The 22,261-nt window shown below is 62.6% G+C and carries 20 protein-coding genes; 12 read left to right on the forward strand and 8 right to left on the reverse strand.

Going from position 1 to position 22,261, the window contains the following annotated elements; all coding sequences use genetic code 11:
- Positions 1-27: 27 nt before the first annotated feature.
- The 3 genes from LFL96_RS14490 (at position 28) to LFL96_RS14500 (ending at position 3,727) form a co-directional block, all read left to right on the forward strand.
- Positions 28-1,476: a hypothetical protein gene (locus LFL96_RS14490; RefSeq protein ID WP_280995906.1), complete on the forward strand. Its 1,449-nt coding sequence runs from the start codon at positions 28-30 to the stop codon at positions 1,474-1,476.
- 267 nt (positions 1,477-1,743) lie between these two features.
- Positions 1,744-3,147 (forward strand): sigma-54 dependent transcriptional regulator, encoded by a 1,404-nt coding sequence (locus LFL96_RS14495; RefSeq protein WP_281000761.1) that lies wholly within the window; start codon positions 1,744-1,746, stop codon positions 3,145-3,147.
- 79 nt (positions 3,148-3,226) lie between these two features.
- Complete coding sequence (locus LFL96_RS14500; RefSeq protein ID WP_280995907.1) at positions 3,227-3,727, forward strand: dihydrofolate reductase; 501 nt, start codon at positions 3,227-3,229, stop codon at positions 3,725-3,727.
- 167 nt (positions 3,728-3,894) lie between these two features.
- Here the strand turns inward: LFL96_RS14500 and pmbA are convergent, their stop codons facing one another.
- The gene (gene pmbA / locus LFL96_RS14505) at positions 3,895-5,265 is read right to left on the reverse strand and encodes a metalloprotease PmbA (RefSeq protein ID WP_280995908.1); all 1,371 of its coding nucleotides are present in this window, start codon (positions 5,263-5,265) and stop codon (positions 3,895-3,897) included.
- 293 nt (positions 5,266-5,558) lie between these two features.
- Between pmbA and yjgA the strand changes: the two genes are divergently transcribed.
- Both yjgA and mog read left to right on the forward strand, forming a co-directional pair.
- Positions 5,559-6,170: a ribosome biogenesis factor YjgA gene (yjgA, locus tag LFL96_RS14510; RefSeq protein WP_280995909.1), complete on the forward strand. Its 612-nt coding sequence runs from the start codon at positions 5,559-5,561 to the stop codon at positions 6,168-6,170.
- A complete protein-coding gene (gene mog / locus LFL96_RS14515) occupies positions 6,151-6,819 on the forward strand; it encodes a molybdopterin adenylyltransferase (RefSeq protein WP_280995910.1) in 669 nt (222 codons plus the stop codon). Before yjgA ends, mog begins: the two co-directional genes overlap by 20 nt.
- Before the next feature lie 63 nt (positions 6,820-6,882).
- Here the strand turns inward: mog and orn are convergent, their stop codons facing one another.
- Positions 6,883-7,491, reverse strand: a complete 609-nt coding sequence (orn, locus tag LFL96_RS14520) for an oligoribonuclease (RefSeq protein ID WP_280995911.1) — start codon at positions 7,489-7,491, stop codon at positions 6,883-6,885.
- A gap of 198 nt (positions 7,492-7,689) precedes the next feature.
- Between orn and LFL96_RS14525 the strand changes: the two genes are divergently transcribed.
- The 5 genes from LFL96_RS14525 to LFL96_RS14545 all read left to right on the forward strand — a co-directional run bounded on the left by LFL96_RS14525 (position 7,690) and on the right by LFL96_RS14545 (position 15,781).
- Complete coding sequence (locus LFL96_RS14525) at positions 7,690-8,949, forward strand: M48 family metallopeptidase (protein ID WP_280995912.1); 1,260 nt, start codon at positions 7,690-7,692, stop codon at positions 8,947-8,949.
- Positions 8,946-9,935, forward strand: a complete 990-nt coding sequence (gene rsgA, locus LFL96_RS14530) for a ribosome small subunit-dependent GTPase A (protein ID WP_280995913.1) — start codon at positions 8,946-8,948, stop codon at positions 9,933-9,935. Before LFL96_RS14525 ends, rsgA begins: the two co-directional genes overlap by 4 nt.
- Before the next feature lies 1 nt (position 9,936).
- Positions 9,937-10,257 (forward strand): DUF2007 domain-containing protein, encoded by a 321-nt coding sequence (locus LFL96_RS14535; protein ID WP_280995914.1) that lies wholly within the window; start codon positions 9,937-9,939, stop codon positions 10,255-10,257.
- 254 nt (positions 10,258-10,511) lie between these two features.
- Complete coding sequence (gene rdrA, locus LFL96_RS14540) at positions 10,512-13,118, forward strand: antiviral RADAR system adenosine triphosphatase RdrA (protein WP_280995915.1); 2,607 nt, start codon at positions 10,512-10,514, stop codon at positions 13,116-13,118.
- 2 nt (positions 13,119-13,120) lie between these two features.
- Positions 13,121-15,781: a hypothetical protein gene (locus tag LFL96_RS14545; protein ID WP_280995916.1), complete on the forward strand. Its 2,661-nt coding sequence runs from the start codon at positions 13,121-13,123 to the stop codon at positions 15,779-15,781.
- Positions 15,782-15,886: 105 nt separating this feature from the next.
- On the opposite strand, the gene LFL96_RS14550 is transcribed toward LFL96_RS14545, so the two are convergent.
- From LFL96_RS14550 to rpsP, 6 genes are all read right to left on the reverse strand, one after another.
- Complete coding sequence (locus LFL96_RS14550; RefSeq protein WP_280995917.1) at positions 15,887-16,825, reverse strand: CobD/CbiB family protein; 939 nt, start codon at positions 16,823-16,825, stop codon at positions 15,887-15,889.
- A 114-nt stretch (positions 16,826-16,939) separates the two neighbouring features.
- A complete protein-coding gene (locus LFL96_RS14555) occupies positions 16,940-17,677 on the reverse strand; it encodes a CoA pyrophosphatase (RefSeq protein ID WP_280995918.1) in 738 nt (245 codons plus the stop codon).
- 91 nt (positions 17,678-17,768) lie between these two features.
- Positions 17,769-18,155 carry a 50S ribosomal protein L19 gene (rplS, locus tag LFL96_RS14560; RefSeq protein ID WP_020069334.1) on the reverse strand — a complete coding sequence of 129 codons (387 nt, stop codon included), beginning with the start codon at positions 18,153-18,155 and terminating at the stop codon, positions 17,769-17,771.
- Positions 18,156-18,311: 156 nt separating this feature from the next.
- Positions 18,312-19,079, reverse strand: coding sequence for a tRNA (guanosine(37)-N1)-methyltransferase TrmD (trmD, locus tag LFL96_RS14565; RefSeq protein ID WP_280995919.1), 768 nt, complete (start codon positions 19,077-19,079; stop codon positions 18,312-18,314).
- A 24-nt stretch (positions 19,080-19,103) separates the two neighbouring features.
- Positions 19,104-19,829 carry a ribosome maturation factor RimM gene (gene rimM, locus LFL96_RS14570; RefSeq protein ID WP_280995920.1) on the reverse strand — a complete coding sequence of 242 codons (726 nt, stop codon included), beginning with the start codon at positions 19,827-19,829 and terminating at the stop codon, positions 19,104-19,106.
- 120 nt (positions 19,830-19,949) lie between these two features.
- Complete coding sequence (gene rpsP, locus LFL96_RS14575) at positions 19,950-20,204, reverse strand: 30S ribosomal protein S16 (protein ID WP_006050280.1); 255 nt, start codon at positions 20,202-20,204, stop codon at positions 19,950-19,952.
- Positions 20,205-20,505: 301 nt separating this feature from the next.
- Between rpsP and LFL96_RS14580 the strand changes: the two genes are divergently transcribed.
- Together LFL96_RS14580 and LFL96_RS14585 are read left to right on the forward strand one after the other, a co-directional pair.
- Complete coding sequence (locus tag LFL96_RS14580; RefSeq protein WP_280995921.1) at positions 20,506-21,603, forward strand: PQQ-dependent sugar dehydrogenase; 1,098 nt, start codon at positions 20,506-20,508, stop codon at positions 21,601-21,603.
- A 162-nt stretch (positions 21,604-21,765) separates the two neighbouring features.
- Positions 21,766-22,233 (forward strand): TM2 domain-containing protein, encoded by a 468-nt coding sequence (locus tag LFL96_RS14585; RefSeq protein WP_280995922.1) that lies wholly within the window; start codon positions 21,766-21,768, stop codon positions 22,231-22,233.
- Positions 22,234-22,261 lie beyond the last annotated feature (28 nt).

A 22,261-nucleotide genomic window follows, 5' to 3' on the forward strand; every position in this document is an offset into this window, starting at 1 on the left:
CCCGACCGAACACCGGGGGAAGACAAAATGAACCACATTTCATCGACGAGCGTGCCGCGCATGGCACTGGCGGCCATTCCGGCCGCCGTGCTGCTGTTCGCGTTCGCGCAGGGAGCCAACGCTCAGGCGCTGGCGGGGCAATCGGTCGAAGACCGTCTGAACACGTTGATGCGGGTCGTCGACGAACAACAGCGGCAGATCCACTCGCTCGAACGGCAGGTCACCGATCTGGAGATGGCGCAACGCGGCCGCGGCGTGCCGGGCTACGGCGCGCCCGCCGGCAGCGAGGCGGTCGCCGAACAACCCGGCGCCGACGGGCTGCCGGTGCCGTTGCCGCCGCTCGCCCAGGTCAATCCGGGCGTGCCCGCGCCAGGCGGCAACACCGGCACCGCGACCGGCGTGCCGGTCAATCCGCCGACGCCCGATGGCGGCAATGCGGGCAACAGCGCCGGCGGCCTGCCCGCCGCGACCGACGGCAGCGGCGCGATCGGCCAGACCCAGAAGGCGGCCGAACCGGTGCGCACGCAGGCCGAGGAAGCCGTCGTGCAGCGCGAACACGCACCGCTGTTCGATCACAAACTGACGCTCGACTGGGGTATCAGCGATACCTACTACGATCGCCGCCAGTTGCAGTTGTCGGGCTTCCTCGCGCTCGACGCGATTTTTCTCGGCAACATCAACCTCGGCGAGACCAAGTCGCACCAGGTGATGGCCGACCTCGATACGCGCTACGGTCTGACCGATCGCATGAGTATCGATGTCGACGTGCCGTACATCTACCGGCACAGCAACTTCATCGTCGGCGGCGCGGGGGGAGCGGCGAACACGCTGTCGGACGCGTCGGTGAACGGCAGCGCGATCGGCGACGTCAACTTCGGCATCTACTACCAGTTCCTGAAGGAGACCAACAGTCTGCCGGACGTGGTCGGCAGTCTGCGCATCAAGGCGCCGACCGGTACCTCGCCGTTCGGCGAGAAGCTGGTCCAGCTCGACACCAACAACACCAATCTGGTCGCGCCCAGCAAGCTGCCCACCGGCACCGGCTTCTGGAACATCACCGCGGGCGTGTCGCTGCTGAAGACCTACGACCCGGTGGTGCTGTTCGGCAGCATGTCCTACACGTACAACATCGCGCGCTCGTTCGCGGATATCTCGTCCGTGCAGGGCCAGACCGAACCGGCGACGGTCAAGCTCGGCGACATCGTGCAGTTCGGCGGCGGCGTCGCGCTCGCGTTCTCCGACAAGGACTCGGCGAGCATCTCGTACACCATGGCGCTCGAACCCGAATCGAAGACGCGCGCGCCGGGCGGTTCCTACACGAAAGTACCGGGCAGCGAGACCACGGCGGCCGCGCTGAACTTCGGGCTGAACCACGTGGTGAACAAACACCTGACCATCAACGGCTCGGTGTCGGTCGGCTTGACGCCGGACGCGCCGAACTTCGTGGTCGGCGTGCGCTTTCCCTATACCTTCTGACAAGCCAACGATACGAGGTCGACCGTGCGTGAATCACCTCATCTGACGAGTGTTGCACCGGCAGCGGGAGCGGGATCGCATCTCACGCTCGCGCTGCCGCGCAGGAACGCGGCGGGCCAGGCCGCGGATGTGCAGGCTGGAGGAGCGGCGGGCACGGCGGGCACGGCGGGCACGGCGGGCACGACGTTGGCCGCGGCGGCCCAGGCGGCGAGCGTCGCCACGCTCGTTCCCGCGCCCCCCGCCGCGCCCCTCGCCGCCGTCCCGCCGATGGCGCCCGTGACCCGCCTGCACGCCGAGCGCGCGCTGCTGTACGTCGCGCGCACGCCGGACGAGACCTTGATCGCGCATCTGAAAAGCCGCGGCTGGCACGTGGCGGCGGCACGCTCCGCGCACGAACTCGGCAAGCTGGTGAAACCGGACCTGGCGTGCGCCGGCATCGTCGATCTGGCGAGCTTTCCGCCGCGCGATCTCGCCGGCCTCGAAGCCAGTCTGCGTCAGCAGCAGGTCGGCTGGATCGCGCTCGCCACGCACGAGCGCCTGAACGATCCGGTGGTGCGGCGCCTCGTGCGTCACTACTGCTTCGACTTCGTGAAGATGCCGGTCGCCAACGCGACCGTCGATTACCTGGTCGGCCACGCGTTCGGCATGGTGACGCTGTGCGAGCCGGAGATCGCGCCGCCCGCCGGCGAATCCGGCGACGAGGAAATGGTCGGCACCTGCGAGGCGATGCAGCAACTGTTCCGCACCATCCGCAAGGTCGCGAACACCGACGCGAGCGTGTTCATCTCCGGTGAATCGGGTACCGGCAAGGAACTGACGGCGCTCGCCATTCACGAGCGTTCGCCGCGTCGCAAGGCGCCGTTCGTCGCGATCAATTGCGGCGCGATCCCTCATCATCTGCTGCAATCCGAACTATTCGGCTACGAGCGCGGCGCGTTCACCGGCGCCAACCAGCGCAAGATCGGCCGCGTCGAGGCCGCCGACGGCGGCACCGTGCTGCTCGACGAAATCGGCGACCTGCCGCTCGAAAGCCAGGCGAGCCTGCTGCGCTTTCTGCAGGAAGGCAAGATCGAGCGCCTGGGCGGCCGCGAATCGATTCCGGTCGACGTGCGCATCATCTCGGCGACCCACGTCGATCTCGAAGACGCAATGCGCGACGGACGCTTTCGCGCGGACCTGTTTCACCGGCTCTGCGTGCTGCGCGTCGACGAACCGCCGTTGCGCGCGCGCGGCAAGGACATCGAACTGCTCGCGCAGCACATCCTGCACAAGTTCAAGACCGACAGCGCGCGCAAGATTCGCGGCTTCACGCCGTCGGCGATCGAGGCGCTCTACAACTACAACTGGCCTGGCAATGTGCGCGAGCTGATCAACCGCATCCGCCGCGCGATCGTGATGGCCGAAAACAAGCTGATCTCCGCCGACGATCTCGATCTCGCGCACTTCACCGAGCAGCAGACCATGACGTTGTCGCAGGCGCGCGAGGCGGCGGAAAAGCGTGCGATCGAAGCGGCGCTGCTGCGGCATCGGCATCGGCTGAACGAGGCGGCGGCGGATCTGAATATTTCGCGCGTCACCTTGTACCGGCTGATGGGACTGCACGGCCTGCGCGAATTGAGTGCCGCCGAGGACAAGGCGGTGTTCGCCGACGAAGACGCCGCGCACGAGTGACGAAGGGGCGGGTCCACCCGCGTGGGCCCGCCACGGCGCGTCAGGTAGAATCGTCCGGTTACGTTCCCCTTTCCATTCGATGACGACGCTCACCTTGATCGTCGCTCGCGCCAATAACGGCGTGATCGGCCGCGACAACCAGTTGCCCTGGCGACTGCCCGAAGACCTCGCGTTCTTCAAGCGCACCACCATGGGCGCGCCCATCATCATGGGCCGCAAGACGCACGAATCGATCGGCCGGCCGCTGCCGGGACGCCGCAACATCGTCGTGACACGGGACGCAACGCGGCGCTTCCAGGGCTGCGACGCCGCCACCACGCTCGAAGACGCGCTCGTGCTGGCCGGCCAGGATCAGGCGCCGGAAGCGTTTCTGATCGGCGGCGCGCAGTTGTACGCCGAGGGGCTGCGCCAGGCGGACAAGCTGATCATCACCGAGATTTCCGCCGACTTCGACGGCGATGCGACCTTCCCGGAACTCGACGAAAGCGAGTGGGAAGAAGTCGCGCACGAAACGCATCGCGCGGACGCGCCGAACGACTTCGACTACGCGTTCGTCACATACCGGCGCAGGAACGTTTGAACGCACGCGGCGTTGATTAAACGTCCGGCATAAAAAAACGCCACGCAGTTCAGATCTGCGTGGCGTTTTCGTTTCTGGCGCTCAGGGCTTGCGAGACTCGCGTTTTTCGAGCGCCGCGATGCCGTGGGGCGTCGCGGCGCCCGCGCTTCGGCATCGCAGAGCGGCGCTTACTGCCCGGCGATCGTCATCCGTTCGATCAGCACCGAGCCGGTCTGCTTGGTGCCGCGCGTGATCGTATCCGCGCCGATCGCGACGATGTGACGGAACATCTCCTGCAACGTGCTCGCGACCGTGATTTCCTCGACCGGGTACTGGATCTTGCCGTTCTCGACCCAGAAGCCCGACGCGCCGCGCGAGTAATCGCCCGTCACGTAGTTCACGCCCTGCCCCATCAGTTCGGTGAGCAGCAGGCCGGTGCCGAGCTTTTTCAGCATCGCTTCGAAGTCGTCTTCCGGACGCGTGTTCGAGCTCTTCAACGACAGGTTGTGCGAGCCGCCCGCGTTGCCGGTGGTCTGCATGCCGAGCTTGCGCGCCGAATACGTGGAGAGGAAATAACCTTCCACCACGCCGTCCTTCACCACCGAACGCTGGCGGGTGCGCACGCCTTCCTCGTCGAACGGCGCGCTGCCCATGGCACGCGCGACGTGCGGATCTTCGACCACCTGCACATGCGGCGCGAACACCGGCTTGCCGAGGCTGTCGACGAGGAACGAGGTCTTGCGATACAGCGCGCCGCCGCTGGTGGCCTGCACGAACGCGCCGAGAATGCCGGCGGCAAGCGGTGCCTCGAACAGCACCGGCACCTTGCGGGTGTCGAGACCGCGCGCGCCGATGCGCGCCAGCGCGCGCTGCGCTGCGTAACGGCCCACCGCTTCCGGATCGGCGAGGTCGCCCGCGTTGCGGGTCGACGTGTACCAGTCGTCGCGCTGCATGTTGCGCCCACTGCCGGCGATCGGCGCGCACGCGATGTAGTGACGCGAGTACGGGTAACCCGCGAGGAAGCCGCGCGAGGTGGCCAGCACGAACTGCGAGTGCTGCGCCGATACGCTCGCGCCTTCCGAATTCTTGATCTGCGGATCGGTCGCGAACGCCGCGTCTTCCGCGCGGCGGGCGATCTGCACCGCCTCGTCGGCGGTCAGATTCCACGGATGATATAGATCGAGGTCGCGCGGCGCGGTTTCGAGCAGGTCCGCTTCGGCGAGGCCCGCGCAATCGTCTTCCGCGGTGAAACGCGCGATGTTGTAGGCCGCCGCCACCGTGTCCTTGAGCGCCTGCGTGGAAAAGTCCGAGGTGCTCGCGTTGCCGCGCTTGTTGCCGATGAACACCGTCACGCCGACCATCTTGTCGCGGTTGTGTTCGATCGTTTCGACTTCGCCGCGCCGCACGGAGACGGACAGGCCGTCGCCTTCCGAAATCTCGGTCGCCGCATCGGTGCCGCCGAGCGACTTCGCGTGACGCAGGATGTCCGAGGCGATTTCCTTCAGTTCATCCTGGGTATGCGGAAAATAGCGCTGCTTGACGTCCATGTCTGCTGCCATTGTGGTTGTCGTCCTGTTCGGGGCCGGGCGGCCCTATGTGTTCGTCCCTGCCATGCCGTTGCCGGTGCATGACGGTGGGCGCGGATGCGCCCTCACGCATCCCGCGATCATAGCAAGGTCCGCGTCGCCGTACCTGGCATTCGCGACGCGCGGGCGAGGCATCCGGTACGGCTGCGCGGCATCGTCGCCGGCAACCTGGATGGCCACGTGGAGGGCCACGTGAATGGCCGCAAGGCGCCCGCAGGGACGGCGATTCGGCGGGTTCGACCGGCGCGGCACGCTACAATATCGGTATGACACGCAAAACCCGCATTCAACCCATCGAATCCGCCGAGCCGGAAGTCGACGAGAACGGTTACGACCGTCCCAGCAAGTCCCAGCTCAAGCGCGAAATGCACGAGCTGCAGGTACTGGGCGCGGCGCTGATCGCGCTGCCCAAAGACGCGCTCAAGCGCATGCCGATGCCCGAAAAGCTCGACGACGCCGTGCGCGAGGCGCGCCGCATCACCGATCACGAAGGCAAACGCCGCCAGGTGCAGTATGTGGGGCGCGTAATGCGCTCGCTGCTGGACGAGGAAACCGCCGCGCTGCGCACCGCGCTCGACACGTACAACGGTGTCAACAAGGCGGAAACGGCCAAGCTGCACTGGATCGAACGCACCCGCGAAAAACTGCTCGCCGACGACGCCGCGCTGACCGACTTCATCCGCCAGCATCCGAACGCCGACCCGCAGCAGGGCCGCACGCTGATCCGCAACGCCCGCAAGGAAGCGCAGCAGAGCAAGCCGCCGCGCTACTTCCGCGAACTGTTCCAGTGGATCAAGAACGCCGACGGCCCGTCCGCCGCGAGCGATTCCGACGCCGACGACACCCTGGAAGACGACGATGACGAGCACGACGACTGACCGGCCGGCTTCGCCGCCGGGCAAGGCACAACGCCGGCATCCGGACGAGATCGTGATCGGCCTCGTGTCGATCAGCGACCGCGCGTCGAGCGGCGTGTACGAGGACAAGGGCATTCCGGCGCTGCAGGAATGGCTGGGCACGGCGCTGAGTTCGCCCTGGCAGGTCGTCACGCGGCTGATTCAGGACGACGCCGCGACGATCTCCGCCACGCTGACCGAACTCGTCGACGACGTGAACTGCGACCTGGTGTTGACCACCGGCGGCACCGGCCCATCGCGCCGCGACGTGACGCCGGAAGCGACACTCGCGGTCGCCAGCAAGCCCATGCCGGGCTTTGGCGAGCAGATGCGGCAGATCAGCCTGAACTTCGTGCCGACGGCGATTCTGTCGCGTCAGGTGGCGGTGATCCGCGAAACGGCGGACCACGCGGCATTGATCGTCAACCTGCCGGGCCAGCCGAAGTCGATCAAGGAAACGCTGGAAGGATTACGCGATGCGGACGGCGCGGTGAAAGTGCCGGGCATATTCGCCGCGGTGCCGTACTGCATCGATCTGATCGGCGGTCCGTATGTGGAAACGCATGCCGAAGTGGTGAAGGCGTTCCGGCCGAAGAACGCCGTGCGCGCCGCGCAGCCGGATCGAGGCTAGGGGTCGGGGAAGCGGGCGCCGTGTGCGACTGGCGCCCTTTTCCGCTGCCTCGCGCGTTAAGCGTTATTCCGCGCCGGCCGCCGCATCCGGTGCTGCCGGCACGAGGAAATGTTCGCGGTAGTACTTCAGTTCGTCGATCGACTCGTGGATGTCGGCCAGCGCCGTATGCATCGCGCGCTTCTGGAAGCCCTTGTAGATGGCCGGCTGCCAGCGGCGGCACAGTTCCTTCAGCGTGCTGACGTCGAGATTGCGGTAGTGGAAGAAGGTTTCCAGATCCGGCATCCAGCGCGCCATGAAGCGGCGATCCTGACAGATCGAGTTGCCGCACATCGGCGACTTGCCCGGCGGCACGTACCGCGCGAGGAAATCGCGAATCTGTTCGGTGGCATCGGCTTCGCTGACCGTGGACGCCTTTACGCGGTCGATCAGCCCCGAGCGGCCATGCGTGTTCTGATTCCACTGATCCATTTTCGCGAGCGTTTCGTCGCTTTGGTGAATCGCCAGCACCGGACCTTCGGCGATCCTGTCGAGCGTCGAATTCGTCACCACCACCGCGATTTCGATGATGCGGTCGGTATCGGGTTCGAGCCCGGTCATTTCCATGTCCAGCCAGACGAGATTCATGTCGCTGCGAACGAGCGGCTGGTCGGTGAAAGTGCTGATGTCAGTCATGAAGGTCAACCTCGAAAGCCCGGCGGACGATGGGCTGAGCGCTCGTCGGCCGTGGCGGATGTTCGTGTGGAATGGGTCTGGGCCGCGCGCCGCTCAAGACAACTTCCCGCGGCTTCCCGTTATTTCGCGCAGCTTCTCTCCCCGCCGGGATGCGCGAAGAAACATATAATTCTCGCATAGATACCACGGAATCCCCGGATGCCTACCCTGTACTTCACCGCCCTGTTCGTCGTCGCCATCGTGGCGATGGTTGGCACCAAACTGTGGCTCGCGTCGCGGCAGATCCGCTTCGTCGCCGCGCACCGCGAACAGGTGCCCAGCCAGTTCTCCGGCACCATTGCGCTCACCGCGCATCAGCGCGCCGCCGACTACACCGTCGAGCGCACCCGTCTCACCATGATCGAGATCGTCGTCGGCGCGGCCGTGCTGGTCGGCCTGACGCTGCTCGGCGGCGTGCAGACGCTCGATCTGGCGATCTCCGGCTGGATCGGCCGCGGTTACGCCGGCCAGATCGCGCTGGTCATTGCGGTGATCGCGATCACCAGCGCGATCGATCTGCCGTTCGAGTACTACCGCCAGTTCGTGGTCGAACAGCGTTTCGGCTTCAATCGCATGAGCCGCGGGCTGTTCTTCTACGACCGTCTGAAGGGCGTGGCGCTCGGTGCCGCGTTCGGCCTGCCGCTGCTGTTCGTCGTGCTGTGGCTGATGAATCGCGCCGGCGGCCTGTGGTGGTTGTCGGCATGGATCGTGTGGGTCGCATTCCAGCTGTTCGGGCTGTGGATTTTCCCGACCTTCATCGCGCCGCTCTTCAACAAGTTCGAGCCGCTGAAGGACGAGGCGCTGATCGAGCGCATCAAGTCGCTGATGCAGCGCTGCGGTTTTGCCGCCAAGGGTCTGTTCGTGATGGACGGCAGCCGTCGTTCGGCGCACGGCAATGCGTATTTCAGCGGCTTCGGCGCGACCAAGCGGATCGTGTTCTTCGACACGCTGCTCGAGCGTCTGTCGGGCAGCGAGATCGAGGCCGTGCTCGCGCACGAACTCGGCCACTTCAAGCGACGTCACGTGCTCAAGCGCATGCTCGTGAGCTTCGCGGTCAGTCTCGTGATGCTCGCGCTGCTCGGCTGGCTCACGCAGTGCGTGTGGTTCTACGAAGGGCTGGGTGTGCGGCCGTCGCTGATCGGCGGCAACAGCGGTCTCGCGCTGGTGCTGTTCTTTCTCGCGTTGCCGGTGTTCATGTTCTTCGTCACGCCGCTCAATAGCCTCAGCTCGCGCAAGCACGAGTTCGAGGCGGACGAGTTCGCCGCCGGCCAGACCGATGCGCGCGATCTGATCAACGCGCTCGTCAAGCTGTATGAGGACAACGCGTCGACGCTGACGCCCGATCCGCTGTACACCGCGTTCTACTACTCGCATCCGCCGGCCTCGCAGCGGATCGACCGACTGCTGCGTCACGCATGAGCGGCCGTTCCCCGAAGGCCAAGCGCGCCGCGCCGTCCAGCAGCACGCGCATCGGTGGTCTCGTGGTGGCCGCGCACGGCCGCCATTACCTCGTCGCGCCGGAAGACGGCGGCCCGATGCTCCAATGCTTCCCGCGCGGCAAGCGCAGCGAGGTCGCGGTAGGCGATCGCGTGCTGTATGAACCGACGTCGGCCGATCAAGGCGTGATCGTCGAGATCGGCGAGCGGCGCAACCTGCTGTATCGCTCGGATCAGTACAAGTCCAAGCTCTTCGCCGCCAATCTCGATCAACTGTTGATCGTGCTCGCCACCGAGCCGCACTTCAGCGAGGATCTGCTCGGGCGCGCGCTGGTCGCGGCCGATGCGAACGAACTGAAACCGCTGATCGTGCTGAACAAGACCGACGTGACTCAGGCGCTCGATGGCGCGCGCAAGCGGCTGGAGCCGTATCGCGCGCTGGGTTATACGGTCGTCGAGGTGTCGATCAAGACTCAGCCCGACGCGGCGCGCGCCGCGCTGATCGAACATCTTCACGGACATGCGACGCTGCTGCTCGGTCAATCCGGGATGGGCAAGTCGACGCTCGTGAATCTATTGATTCCCGATGCCGAGGTCGCGACGCGCGAAATCTCGACCGCGTTGAACAGCGGGCGCCATACGACGACGTTCACGCGGCTTTATCCGCTGCCGTCGGACGCCGAAGCGTCGGGTCGGGACGAGACAGCCGCGGTGGTCGGTCAGCACGGCGCGTTGATCGACTCGCCCGGCTTCCAGGAATTCGGCTTGCATCATCTGACCGAGGGCAAGCTCGAACGCGCGTTCCCTGAATTCCGGCCGTTGCTGCCGAATTGCCGCTTCTATAACTGCCACCACCTGCAGGAACCGGGTTGCGCGATTCTCGAAGCGGTCGCCGAAGGCAACATCCGCCGCGAACGGCATGCGCTGTATGCGCAACTCGTGCACGAAGCCAGCCAGATCGTCCGCTGACATGAAACTGATGCGTGCGCCGAACCTGATCATCGGACAGCATTGGGTCAATCTGCTCGCGACCGCGGGCATAGCCTGCGAGTTGCATAACCGGTATCTGAACGGCGCGCTCGGCGATATTCCCGCGGATCAGTGCGCACCGGAGTTGTGGCTGGTGGATGATCGCGATGAGGCTCTGGCAAGACGGTTGATCGAAGCGGCGTCGCAAGGGCCCGCGAAGGGGGCGCCTGAGTGGCGGTGCCGGCAGTGCGGAGAGACGCTGGAGGCGCAGTTTACGGTGTGCTGGCAGTGTGGGACGGCGCGGGATCCGTTGGATGGGTGAGGCGGGGTTGGGTTTTGCTCCAATACCATGCGTAACGAATAGATTTATTCGCCGCGCGCAAATCGCGCCGCGCACGAAATATTAAAAGTCGAGCAAAATACCGCGTGCCGCATCGGGAGCGGCGGATCGAGTCGTCGCGGGACCTTCCACAAATCTGACTTGCGCGCGGATGTGAGCCGCCGCGCGGCCGCATGAGCGATTTCAGCGTGAAGCCCGCGTAATAGAAAAAGAATGCACGTGGAGCCGTTTGCAGAATGAGTCAATTTATCTTGCTGCCTGTTTCTCAGGAAGAACAGGCGCTTCAAAGCGCGCAGTCATTGTTACCCAGAACGGTGTACAAGCAGATCCAGCGCTTACTGGAAGAACACGTTCAGCGCATGCTCGTCAGAGAGGGGAATGGCAAACCCAGGACACTCGACGAAGTTCGCGCTCACGAAGCCATCCTGATCGCGGGCAGCCGCGGTACGGGAAAGAGTTCCGTGCTGGTAAATCTGGAGACTTATCTCGCGAAAGAAGCGGCTGTACTCAGGGATCAGTTGCTGATACTGAAACCGGTCGACCCCACTCTTCTGGACAACGATCACGACCTGCTGCTGAACGTCATCGTCGCTGCCATCATTCGCAACGAGAAGGTCAAGACCTTGCTCGACGTGGGAGACCCCCAGGCGCAAAGATTCTATGAGAAGTTGCACGAACTCGGCGCCGCGCTCGAAGCCGTACAGACGCGCAGCGAAAAATATGGATTGGAGCGGCTGCGCTCGTTCATGGGCAATCACGGCCTCGCACAGAAGATCCACGAACTGTTCCGTGAAGCGCTGCTGCTGACTGGTAAGCAAGTGATCGTGCTGCCGATCGATGACGTCGACACGTCGCTCAATCACGCATTCGAGAATCTGGAGATTGTCCGCAAATATCTGGCAAGCCCGTACGTGCTACCGATCATCAGCGGTGATCTGAAGCTTTATCACGAGGTGATCTGGCGCGAGATGCACGGCCGCATCCTCAAAGACAGCACCGCAGAACGCCATCAGGCCGTCAGATATGCGCAGTCGCTCGCGCAGGAATACCAGATCAAGGTGCTACCCCTGCCGCGCCGGCTAACGATGCCGGAGATCGACGACTATTTGCGCGATGAAAACATCGTACTGGTGAAACCGGCGTCCAACGCGCAAGCAGAACCGACCAGACTGATGACGCTGCCTCAATACTCGTCATGGATCGAAGCGTTTCTGAACGAACGCGTCAACGGCGTGGAAAACAGCAGGCTCGCGCTGCCGGTTCGAACGTTGCGCGTGCTGACGCAGTTGATTTTCAGCACGCGTAGCGAAATCCCAGCGTTGTTCGAGCTTCAGCGGGACGCGGAAGTCGAGGAAGAACGGGACATCAGGCGCCTGCTTTTCATGTCGCGCGCTTTCGCAGGAGATCGAATCACCGCAACCATTCGTGAATGGGCGCTCCTGTTACGCAATGCGTTTCGACATCAGCACGATGCCGGCAATGCGTTCCTTGTACTCGACGCTTGGCTCGAATGGCTCAAGATGAATCTGCAAGCACCGAACGAGGAATCACACTCCTTAGCATCGGTGACAAGGAGCGTGCTTGATCTACCGCTTTTCAAGCCGATGGTGCAGCCGACGGCCACATATGATCATTTCGACCGGAAACATCCATTGCGCGACGAATGGCTAAGTCAGATCGCAGCCGATCAGGCGCCGGAACCTTGGCTGGCGCGCTTTCCTGAACATGCGATTCTGGCTTATCCGATGCCCGAACTGGGTCGACGGATGAGCGCGCTTGGCGCGCCGGTCAGCACGATCCAAACCGAAAGCGATACGGCTGCTGAGTTTCTGCGGCAGGTCATGATTCATCGCAACTTCTATTCGCGCAGCACCCGCTCGGCGATGGTGTTCTGCGGGCGCTTGTTCGAACTGGTCGTCAGCAGTCTGGTGCGCGATATCTCGCGTGCCGAGATTTCACGGATTCTTGCCGAGCATCCCTATCACTCACTGACAGCACTCGCCAACACCAAAGCCCTCACTCTCACTTCGGAAAATGAAGACAATGAGGAAAGCGTCGAGATGCATGAAGCCAACCGCGAAGCCGCGTCGATTCTCGATACGGAAATGGTCTACGAATTGATTGATTCGATCAATTCGTGGCGCAGAATACATCGCCTGACTGCTCCGCACCCTTGGTTGCTATACAACGTGATGAACAAGTTCTTCAATCAAGTGAACATCTTCAATTCGCGCCAATCCGGCAACAACGTTTCGGGCTCAATGCTCGACATGAGCCGAAGCGCGCTGAAAGCGTTCTATGCATTGTGGGCGACGATTGGCAGCTTCGAAAAAGGTCCTCTGTTCGGCTTCGACAACCGCATCGCCTATCAGAATGTCGGACGGGTCGAGGGTTTCAGGAACTCGTTGCTTTATAACTTCAATATTCTTCCGTTCATGGCTTTGGACATTGAGTACGGGTCGGTGACTAAAGCGCTCGGCTCTCATCCTTTGCTTTATCTGATCGAAAACGTTCATAAGGCGACGACATCAAGGAGAATTTTTCATCGCCGCACCTACGACCACAATAAAGCTCTCGATTTACAGGTGCCAACAAGCCTTGATCTAGCCCGCCGGTTAATCGGCAGCGAAGACACCAGGGAGACAATTCTCGCGATGTCGAGAGCAGACGCGATCAGGAACTTAAGGCAATTCAAGCAACAATTTTCAGCTCACGGTTTGTCCGAGGACTGGGCCTTGCTCGTTGAAGCCAGCGCCTTCGACGTGGGCTTCCGCGGCGCACTTGCCAAAATCGTTCAGATCATGCGGCGCGCCAAGGCCCGTCCGCACTCACGGCGAGGCTAGGCATGCTCGCGCAGACGCTCTATGAGCTCGCGGCCGCGACGGCACTCTCCAATGTCGCGCTGGCAGAAGTCTTACGCACTGAGGTGGTACAACTACTGGAGAGCAAAGGTGCAGAGCCTGGCACTTTCGCAGCGCGATGCCGCGAACTGCTCTACACCGAACTTGATCGCGACTTTTCGCGACAGTTCCGGCTCAACGATCTGGAAAGTGCATTCCATCTGATCGTGCCGGACGACCTTGGTACCAACGGACAACTGCCGTTGCTCGACGATCTCGTCGAAAGGGCTTTCGACGTGTCTTCTGGGCAAATTCACTATCGTGCCAATCGAATTGCCGACTATGCGAAGCTATGCAGCCGCCTCGATCCGGCCATGATCGCCGGCTGGCATCTGGCGACGCGAATCGAAAAAGCACAAGGGCTGAGCGACTCAGGGCTCATCAGCATCGTTGCGCAAGCGCGCGGTCTTTTCGCCCCGCCCCATGACGATGAGCCATACGGCGAAAATCACGTGCACATTTACGGCATTAGCGGGGTCGATCTTGGCATGGCCACGTTACTGTTCGACTCACCCAGCGGGTCCAAAGACAAGTCCGGAGATGATCGCCTGCCGGCATTGCAACGCTGGCTCGGCTGTCTACGTGGGTATAGTGCATTGCCCAACTCAGCAAAGGTGAGCGAAATGCTCATCGGGGAATTTATAGGTGGCGGCGCCACCGCCGCGCCCGTGGCTGGACTCTGTCCGACACTGCGAGGCCCCCAGCCCGCAAGCCTATCGCCACGTGATCCGCCATGGCTTAGCTGGCAAATGAACGAAGCCTGGAGTCGAAAAAACACCGATGAAGCGTGGCTCTGGTTCTTCACCTGGATTTGGACTTACTACAAGCTAGCGCCCTCACGCGTGTTGCGTCTTGCGCTGCTTCACGCCGTCGTTGTCTTGATGGACATCCGATATCGCTCAATCATGGATGGTCAGGGGCTGACTCGGTTCACCCACCGCTTTCCGGACGCCACCCGCCTTTATCCGAATCGGAAGGGCCGGCAGCGAAGCGCGGTTCAACGGATTTTTGCTGGAACGAGTGACGTGGCGGAAATCAAACTGGCCTATGAGAAAGATCCGCACGACGCGATCAAGAAAATCGGCTACGCGATCGCGGCCCATCTAAATCGGGCAGCGTGGCGTGACGATAAACCCGACGCCAGCCTTCTTGCGCGCTCGATGGACCGCTGGCACATCTGCGTCCACTTCAACCGCTTTCCCGTCTATCTGGCCAATGAGTCGCTCGTCTGGGACGAAATCGAGAAATTGGCAAAAGCGCTTGTCGTCACCCCCTCGTGGATTTCGGCTAACAGTCAGGACGTCGCCACAGGCGTATTGAGCAAACCACTGTCTCATTGGATCCGTGGCATTGACGTCGCCGGCGACGAAAACGCCGTGAAGATCGAAGTGTTTGCGCCAGCGCTGCGGCTGCTGCGATTTCAATACGCAAAAGGCTTCAGGTCAGAGAGTGCACCCGGCGTTCATCATGTTGCTCCCGAGTTGAACAGATCCTCTCCACGTGGCGGATTGCACTTGAGCGTTCACGCCGGTGAAGACTATGCGGATCTCCTGTCGGGCATGCGGCATGTCGACGAAACGGTCGTCTTTTGCGGCATGCACAAAGGTGACCGTTTGGGGCACGCCTTGGCGCTCGGCATCGAACCGGAACAGTGGGCTCGCCGGCAAGGCATGGTGCTCATCGACATTGACGAACACGTCGACAATCTGGTCTGGGCTTGGGGAATGGCTGCCGATCTCGCCGCCGCGATGCCGGTAAAGAAACGCCCGGACATCCACGCGATCAGGGTAAAGTTTGAACAGCGCGCACTCCACTTTGCCTCCATGCTGCCGTGGCTGACGCGGCCCTTGCCGGCCGCGACTCCCGTCCCAACCATTAGCGTGCTGTGGGAGGCATGGAAATTAAGGCGCAACTCTTTCTATCACCTGGACGAATTACGGCGAAGCGGCAGGCGGCCGTGCGAGATCACGACATTGATACCCGATCTGAGCATACTCACGTCGAGCGAAAATCATCCTGCCGCAGCGCTGCACATCAATCGCGCAAGGTGGCTGTCGGAAAACCAGTCCGTCACAACCGATGACGAACGCCCTCCCGCGATCAGACCGACAAAATTGATGCCCAAAGTTCATATCACGCTGGGCGGCAAGGATTTGCCAACAGGCGGCCATCGCCATGCGGCGTACGATCTGATTGAGGATACCTGTCCTGACAGCCAGCTCGAGTTTATGCATGCGTTGCAGGATCTGCTCGTCACGCGTTATGCGAAAACAGGCATCAGCATCGAAACCAATCCGACATCGAACGTGTACATTGCGCGCCTGAAAAATTACCAGGAACATCCGATATTTCGCTGGCATCCGCTGGACACGAGCACGCTGGCCAAAGGTGCAATACACAATCGATTCGGCCTGCGCAAGGCGCCGATTCCCATCACAGTCAACACCGATGATCCCGGCGTGATGCCGACCAATCTGCGCATGGAGTTCGCGTTACTGAAGGACGCGGCCCTTGCCCATCTCGACGACAGTAATGCGATCAACACTTGGGCGGAAACGTTGCGCAAAGAGGGCGTCGATGAGTTTTCCCGCAAGCATTTGCCGTAGGTGGCGCGACCTGTATCTCGCAGCTAGCGCTTACGTTAGAGGATGAAGTAAAAGGCCGAAGTCAGTTCCCCGACTCCGGCCTTCTCATTCGATTCCTTCGACCCCTCACGCCACCCACACCGCGATCGTCAGCATCAACAGCAAAATCATCCACAACACCACCGCGCGCCACACCAACCCCACCGCCGATTGCAGCGTGCGCGGCGTGCAATCATCACCCACCTGCATCGGGCCACCGTCGCCGGTAGTGAGAGCGTCGAGGCTCGACTGCTCCGCGAGCGGACCACTCAACCGCGCACCCAATGCGCCGCTGCCGGCCGCAAGCAACACACCGTCGTTCGCATCCGGCCACTGCCGCGCGTGATTGCGCCATGCATAAATCGCGTCCTCGAAGTTGCCGACGATCGCAAAGCCCAGCGACGTCAAACGCGACGGCACCCAGTCGATCACGAAGAACGCACGCTGTGCGAAGCTCGAAAACGCGGCGGTCCGATCGTCGGCCGGACGTGCCCACGTCCGCGCCAGATATTCGGCGATCCGATACAACACCGCGCCCGCCGGCCCCACCGGAATCAGGAACCAGAAGAACACGCCGAACACGTGGCGATGCGACGCAACCACCGCATGAATCAGCGTGTGACGCACGATCTCGCTGACCGGCATGTCGACGGTATCCATCCCGGTCCATTCGTTGAGGATTTCGCGTGCGCGCGGCACGTCGTCGTTATTCAACGCGAGGTGGATGTCGGTGAAGTAATGGCTGAACTGGCGGAAGCCGAGCGTGAAATACAGCACCGCGACGTTCCAGAGAAACGCCAGCGCGAAGTGGATGTGGTACAGCACGTAGTAGACGAGCGCGACGGCCAGCGTCCACGGCACCACCACCACGAGCCACGCGAGCAATCCATGCTTGGGCTTGCCCGCATCGAATCCGTGCGCCGCCGACTCCGCATGGTACTGAAGCAGCGCCGACACCGGATTATTCGGCGACAGCGCGCGTACCTGTTCAATGATCAGAGCCAGCAATACGGAGAAAAAAGTCATGCGATGCGCCGTGCTTTTCGAGTTTTACGATTGTTTTATAACGATAGCACAGGGTCGGATGGGACTGAGCGCGGACGTCGACAAACACCCGACACGTGCACAGGCCGCAACGCTTCAGGCCGCGAGAAAGCGATAGAAGTTGCGCAGCATCCCGGCCGTCGCACCCCAGATGAAGTGATGGCTGCCGACGGGGTTGGGTTCGACATCGGCCGGGTGCGCGTCCTGTGCCGTTTGCGCTGCTTGCGCGCGCGGATAAGGCATCGCGAAGAAGCGCCGCTCGCCGCCGTCGAATCGAAACACGCGCACTTCGTGGTTGGCAGGGTTCATCAAAAACGCGAGCGGTACTTCGAAGACTTCCGCGACTTCGAGCGCGTCCATCTTCAATGCAAATGGCGGATGTACGAGGCCGATAACCGGTGTCACGCGAAAACCGGTGCCCGTCAGATAGTCGGGCAATGCGCCAAGCACTTCCACGCGCGACGGCGCGAGGCCCACCTCTTCCTGTGCTTCACGCAGCGCGGTGGCCGTGGTATCGGCATCGGACGGTTCATAACGACCACCGGGAAAACTCACCTGCCCCGCATGATCGTTCAGATGGTCGGCGCGCTGCGTGAGCAGCACGGTCAGACCGTGTTCGCGGACCACCAAGGGTACGAGTACCGCGGCAATGCGCGGATCGATCGGCGCGCCGCGTAAGCGCGCTTCGACGATCGGCTCGGGCTCCCACGCCAGGCGCTGTTCGAAGCGGGCGCGCAGAGCGTCAGGCGTCAGACGCTCGCCGGTCAGGGCCGGCAGATCGGCGCCCGTTCCGATGACGGGCAAAGTTTCAGGCTCAAAGACGGGGCGGATCAACGGCTCTCTCGACTGTGCGGATGGTGACGTGCCGCTATTTTGACCTGGCCAAGAAAAAAGCACCCGCGAGGGGTGCTTTTTCTTACAGCATTTACGCTTGGGAAGCAGCGCGGTCTTTCGAGACCAGCTTTTCCTTGATCCGGGCCGACTTGCCCGAACGGTCGCGCAGGTAGTACAGCTTCGCACGACGCACATCGCCACGACGCTTCACGACGATGCTTGCCAGCAGCGGCGAGTACGTCTGGAACGTACGCTCGACGCCTTCGCCCGACGAGATCTTGCGGACGATGAACGACGAATTCAGACCACGGTTACGCTTGGCGATCACGACGCCTTCGTAAGCCTGAACACGCTTACGCGTACCTTCAACCACGTTCACGCTGACGATCACCGTATCGCCGGGAGCGAATTCGGGGATGGTCTTCTCGCCGAGCGCGCGCGCGATTTCTTCCTGCTCGAGTTTTGCAATCAGATTCATGACTGACTCCTGTATCCATCTTGTCGGCGTTCGTACCTGCCTCGCGCTAAGTTTCCTGTTGCGCCCGGCTACGGCCCCGATAGAGGATGGGTTCACATCTGGCGCCGTACACGCATGCACGACACCGCCTGGTGTCCGCTTGAAAGACCGCTGGCCTTACGCCTTCGACGCTTCCTTCGCGAGACTTGCGAGCCATGCCTCGTCGGCACGGCTCAACATCTTGTTCTTTCTGGCCTTCACGATCAGATCGGGCCGCTTGTTCCACGTATTGCGCAACGCTTCGCGCCGACGCCACGCCTCGATTTCCGCATGATGGCCGCCGAGCAGCACATCGGGCACCCGCACGCCGTCGTATTCCTCCGGCCGCGTGTAATGCGGACAATCCAGCAGCACATCGACAAAACTGTCCTGCACCGCCGATTGCGAGTCGTTGAGCACGCCGGGCAACTGACGCACCACCGCATCCATCAACGCCATGGCAGGCAATTCGCCACCCGACAGCACGAAGTCGCCAAGGCTGACTTCCTCGTCGACGACACGATCGAGCAAGCGCTGATCGATCGCTTCATAGCGTCCGCACAGCAGAATCAAACCGGGCTCGGCGGCAAACTGCATGACCCGCTCGTGATTCAGCGTAGCGCCTTGCGGCGACATCATCACGACGCGCGACGCGCCGATGCCCTGCTCCGCCTGCGCGGCTTTCGCCGCGCCGATCGCGTCTTCGAGCGGCTTGGCCAGCATGACCATGCCGGGGCCGCCGCCGTAGGGACGATCGTCGATCGTACGGTAGTTGTCGGTCGTGAAATCACGCGGATTCCACGTCCGCAGGCCGTAGCGTTCCTGCTTCGCCGCCCGGCTGGTGATACCCCAGTCGGTCAGCGCGCGAAACATGTCAGGAAAGAGCGTGACGACATCGAACTGCATCGCTCTCTCCGTTCAGCGAATGATTTAGTAATCGGCTTCCCAGTCGACGGTAATCTGCCTTGCCGCCTGGTCCACTGTTTTGACAAAGACGCCGACGAACGGGATCAAACGTTCGGCGGTGGCCGGCTTGCCGGTTTTGTCGGAAGCCGGATATTCGATGCGCAACACCGAGTGCGCACCGTTGTCGATCATGTCTGCAACCTTGCCGAGATGAACCCCGGCAACGTTCACCACATCCAGGCCGATCAGGTCGACCCAGTAGAATTCGTCGGCGTCGAGCGCCGGAAATTCGCTGCGGCTGATGTACACGCGTGTGCCGCGCATTGCCAGCGCCACATCGCGATCAGCCACGCCACCCAGCTGGGCAACAATGCTGTCGCTATGCGTTTTCGACTGCAATGACGGCGCCGACTTGCGCTCGCGGCCTTGCAACAGCCACCAGCGTTTAGCGCTCAGTAATGCATCGCCGCCGTGGCCGGCATCCGCGTGCGCGGCCACCTTGACCCAGCCCTTGAGGCCGTAAGCGTCGACGATTTTGCCGACCTCGACCGCATCGGCCGGCCAGCTTTCCGCCGTTTCCAGGCGCATTTCTGCGGCACCGGAAGCTGCGGCTGATACCTGGGCTTTCGCCTTGCCTTCGGCTTTTTCGACCGGCTTGCGGACGAATGCACCGAATGACGCCTGATCAGACGTCTTGGCGCGCGAAGTTGCCTTGGCGCGCCCTAGACTGCCGGAATCACGCTCAGACATGATTGAACCTCGCTGCTAACTTCGACGTCTGTTTCAGCACAACTTTTTGCATATCGGACTGCTCACGCAAGCTGCGCGAGCCGCCGGCCAAACCGACGACGATACGCGTGCGAGCTACCATTAAGCAGCCGGCTGCGCCTTTTGCGCTTCCTTCACGAGACGCTCGACGGTCGGCGACAGTTGCGCGCCAACACCTTGCCAGTACGTCAGGCGATCTTGAGCGATACGCAGCGACTCACCCTTCGTAGCGACCGGGTTGTAGAAACCAACGCGTTCGATGAAGCGGCCGTCACGACGGTTACGCGAATCGGTTGCGACGATGTTGTAGAACGGGCGCTTCTTGGAACCGCCACGAGCCAAGCGGATGATGACCATACTAGAATCCTTGAAAACCGGGGTTCGGAACGACTGAAACACGCGATTATAGCGGGAAACAGACGCCATAACAAACACTTACCGGGATAAACTGCATGACGGGGTTGCGCCGGGCATACGGAAACGGACCGCGAACCCCGCCGAAACGCCCGAACTACCTGACGGAGCGCCCGTGAAAGTCCTGCCGCGAAGCGTGTTTTTACCCTCTTTTTCTGCGCTTGTCCGTTACGTTGCCCGAGGCACCGCCGCCTGCCTCGCCTCGCGCAGGACTTCGTCGGCACGCACCTCGCGGCATCGGACGATGCACGTCGCGACGGCCTTCGTGCTCGCCGTGCAGGCCATTGGCGCGTACGCCGCGCTACCCGTCGACCGGATCAAACTGCCGCCCGGTTTCCATATCGACGTGCTGTCCGATGCCGTGCCCAGCGCGCGGGCCATGACGCTGTCCCCGCAAGGCATTCTCTATATAGGCAGCCTCGACGGCCACGTGTATGCGCTCGAACTGCAGAACGGCCACGTGACCGGCCGTCATGTGATCGCCTCCGGCCTCGAGATGCCAGCGGGCGTCGCATGGCGGGACGGCGCGCTCTACGTGTCCGCCGTATCGAAAATCCTGCGCTTCGACGCGATCGACTCGCATCTGAACGATCCGCCCAAGCCGGTCGTGATCACCGACTCCCTGCCGACCGAAACGCACCACGGCTGGAAATTCATCGCCTTCGGCCCGGACGGCAAACTCTGCGTGCCCCAGGGCGCGCCTTGCAACGTGTGCCTGAAGGACCGCGACCGCTATGGCCTGATCGGCCGCATGGACGCGGACGGCAGCCATTATGAAGTGGTCGCCCGCGGCATCCGCAATTCCGTCGGCTTCGCGTGGCATCCGGCGACGCATGACCTGTGGTTCACCGACAACGGCCGCGACCTGCTGGGCGACGACGTACCCGACGACAAACTCAACCGCGCGCCGCGCGCCGGCATGGATTTCGGCTTTCCGTATTGCCACGGCGGCGACACGCCCGATCCCCAGTACGGCAAGGACCGCCCGTGTAGCGCGTTCACGCCGCCGGCGGTCAAGCTGGGCGCGCATGTCGCGTCGCTCGGCATGCGTTTTTATACCGGCTCGATGTTCCCCGCCGCCTATCGCGACAACATCTTCATCGCCGAGCATGGTTCGTGGAATCGCAGCAAGAAGGTCGGCTACCGCGTCGTGCGCGTGATCACCAACCCGGACGGCAGCAACGCACGTCAGGAGGTCTTCGCCGAAGGCTGGCTGCAACCCGGCGAAGCGGTCTGGGGGCGCCCCGCAGACGTGCTACCACTACCCGACGGCTCGCTGCTGATCAGCGACGACACCGCCGGCGCCATTTACCGCGTAACGTATTCGGCGCCAGGCTCCTGAACATTCGCCCACGTTTATTGCGACCCCCGGTCACGTGACCGCCCCACCGCCCGGGCGTAGAATGCGCGACGGTCTGCGCCGTGTCACTCTGCGCCATTCGACGCGCCGCAACCTTCGATCGCCCCTTATTCCGCTTACACCGGGTACTCCGCCCTCGCCTACATGTCCACCCTCGCTTCGGCTTCACCGCGCTTCAGATCCAAGACGATTACCGCCGCGCTGGCCTTCCTGTTCGGCTCCCTCGGCGCACACCGCTTCTATCTCTACGGCACACGCGACATCTACGGTTGGGCGCATCTGCTCGGCACGCTGATCGGCATTCCGGGCGTGATGCTGGTGATCGCCAGCGAGCGCGCGTCGATGCCTGGCTGGGTGCTCGCATTCTTCGGCGCGGTGTCGCTGCTCTCGGCGTTTCTCGCCGCGATCGTCTACGGTCTGCGCCCGGACGAAAAGTGGGACGCCCAGTTCAACGCGCAAACCGGCCGCCACAGCAATTCCGGCTGGACGGTCATTTTCATCGTCATCTTCTCGCTGCTGATCGGCGCATTTCTGCTGATGACCGGCCTCGCCCTTTCGTTTCAAACCTATTTCGAAAGTCAGGTGCAGGCGGCCAAGGCGCTTTCGCAGTAAGCATTCGCGGCGGCGTTTTTGCAATGAC

The sequence above is a fragment of the Paraburkholderia sp. D15 genome (genome assembly GCF_029910215.1).
In the GTDB taxonomy this organism is placed as follows: Bacteria; Pseudomonadota; Gammaproteobacteria; order Burkholderiales; family Burkholderiaceae; genus Paraburkholderia.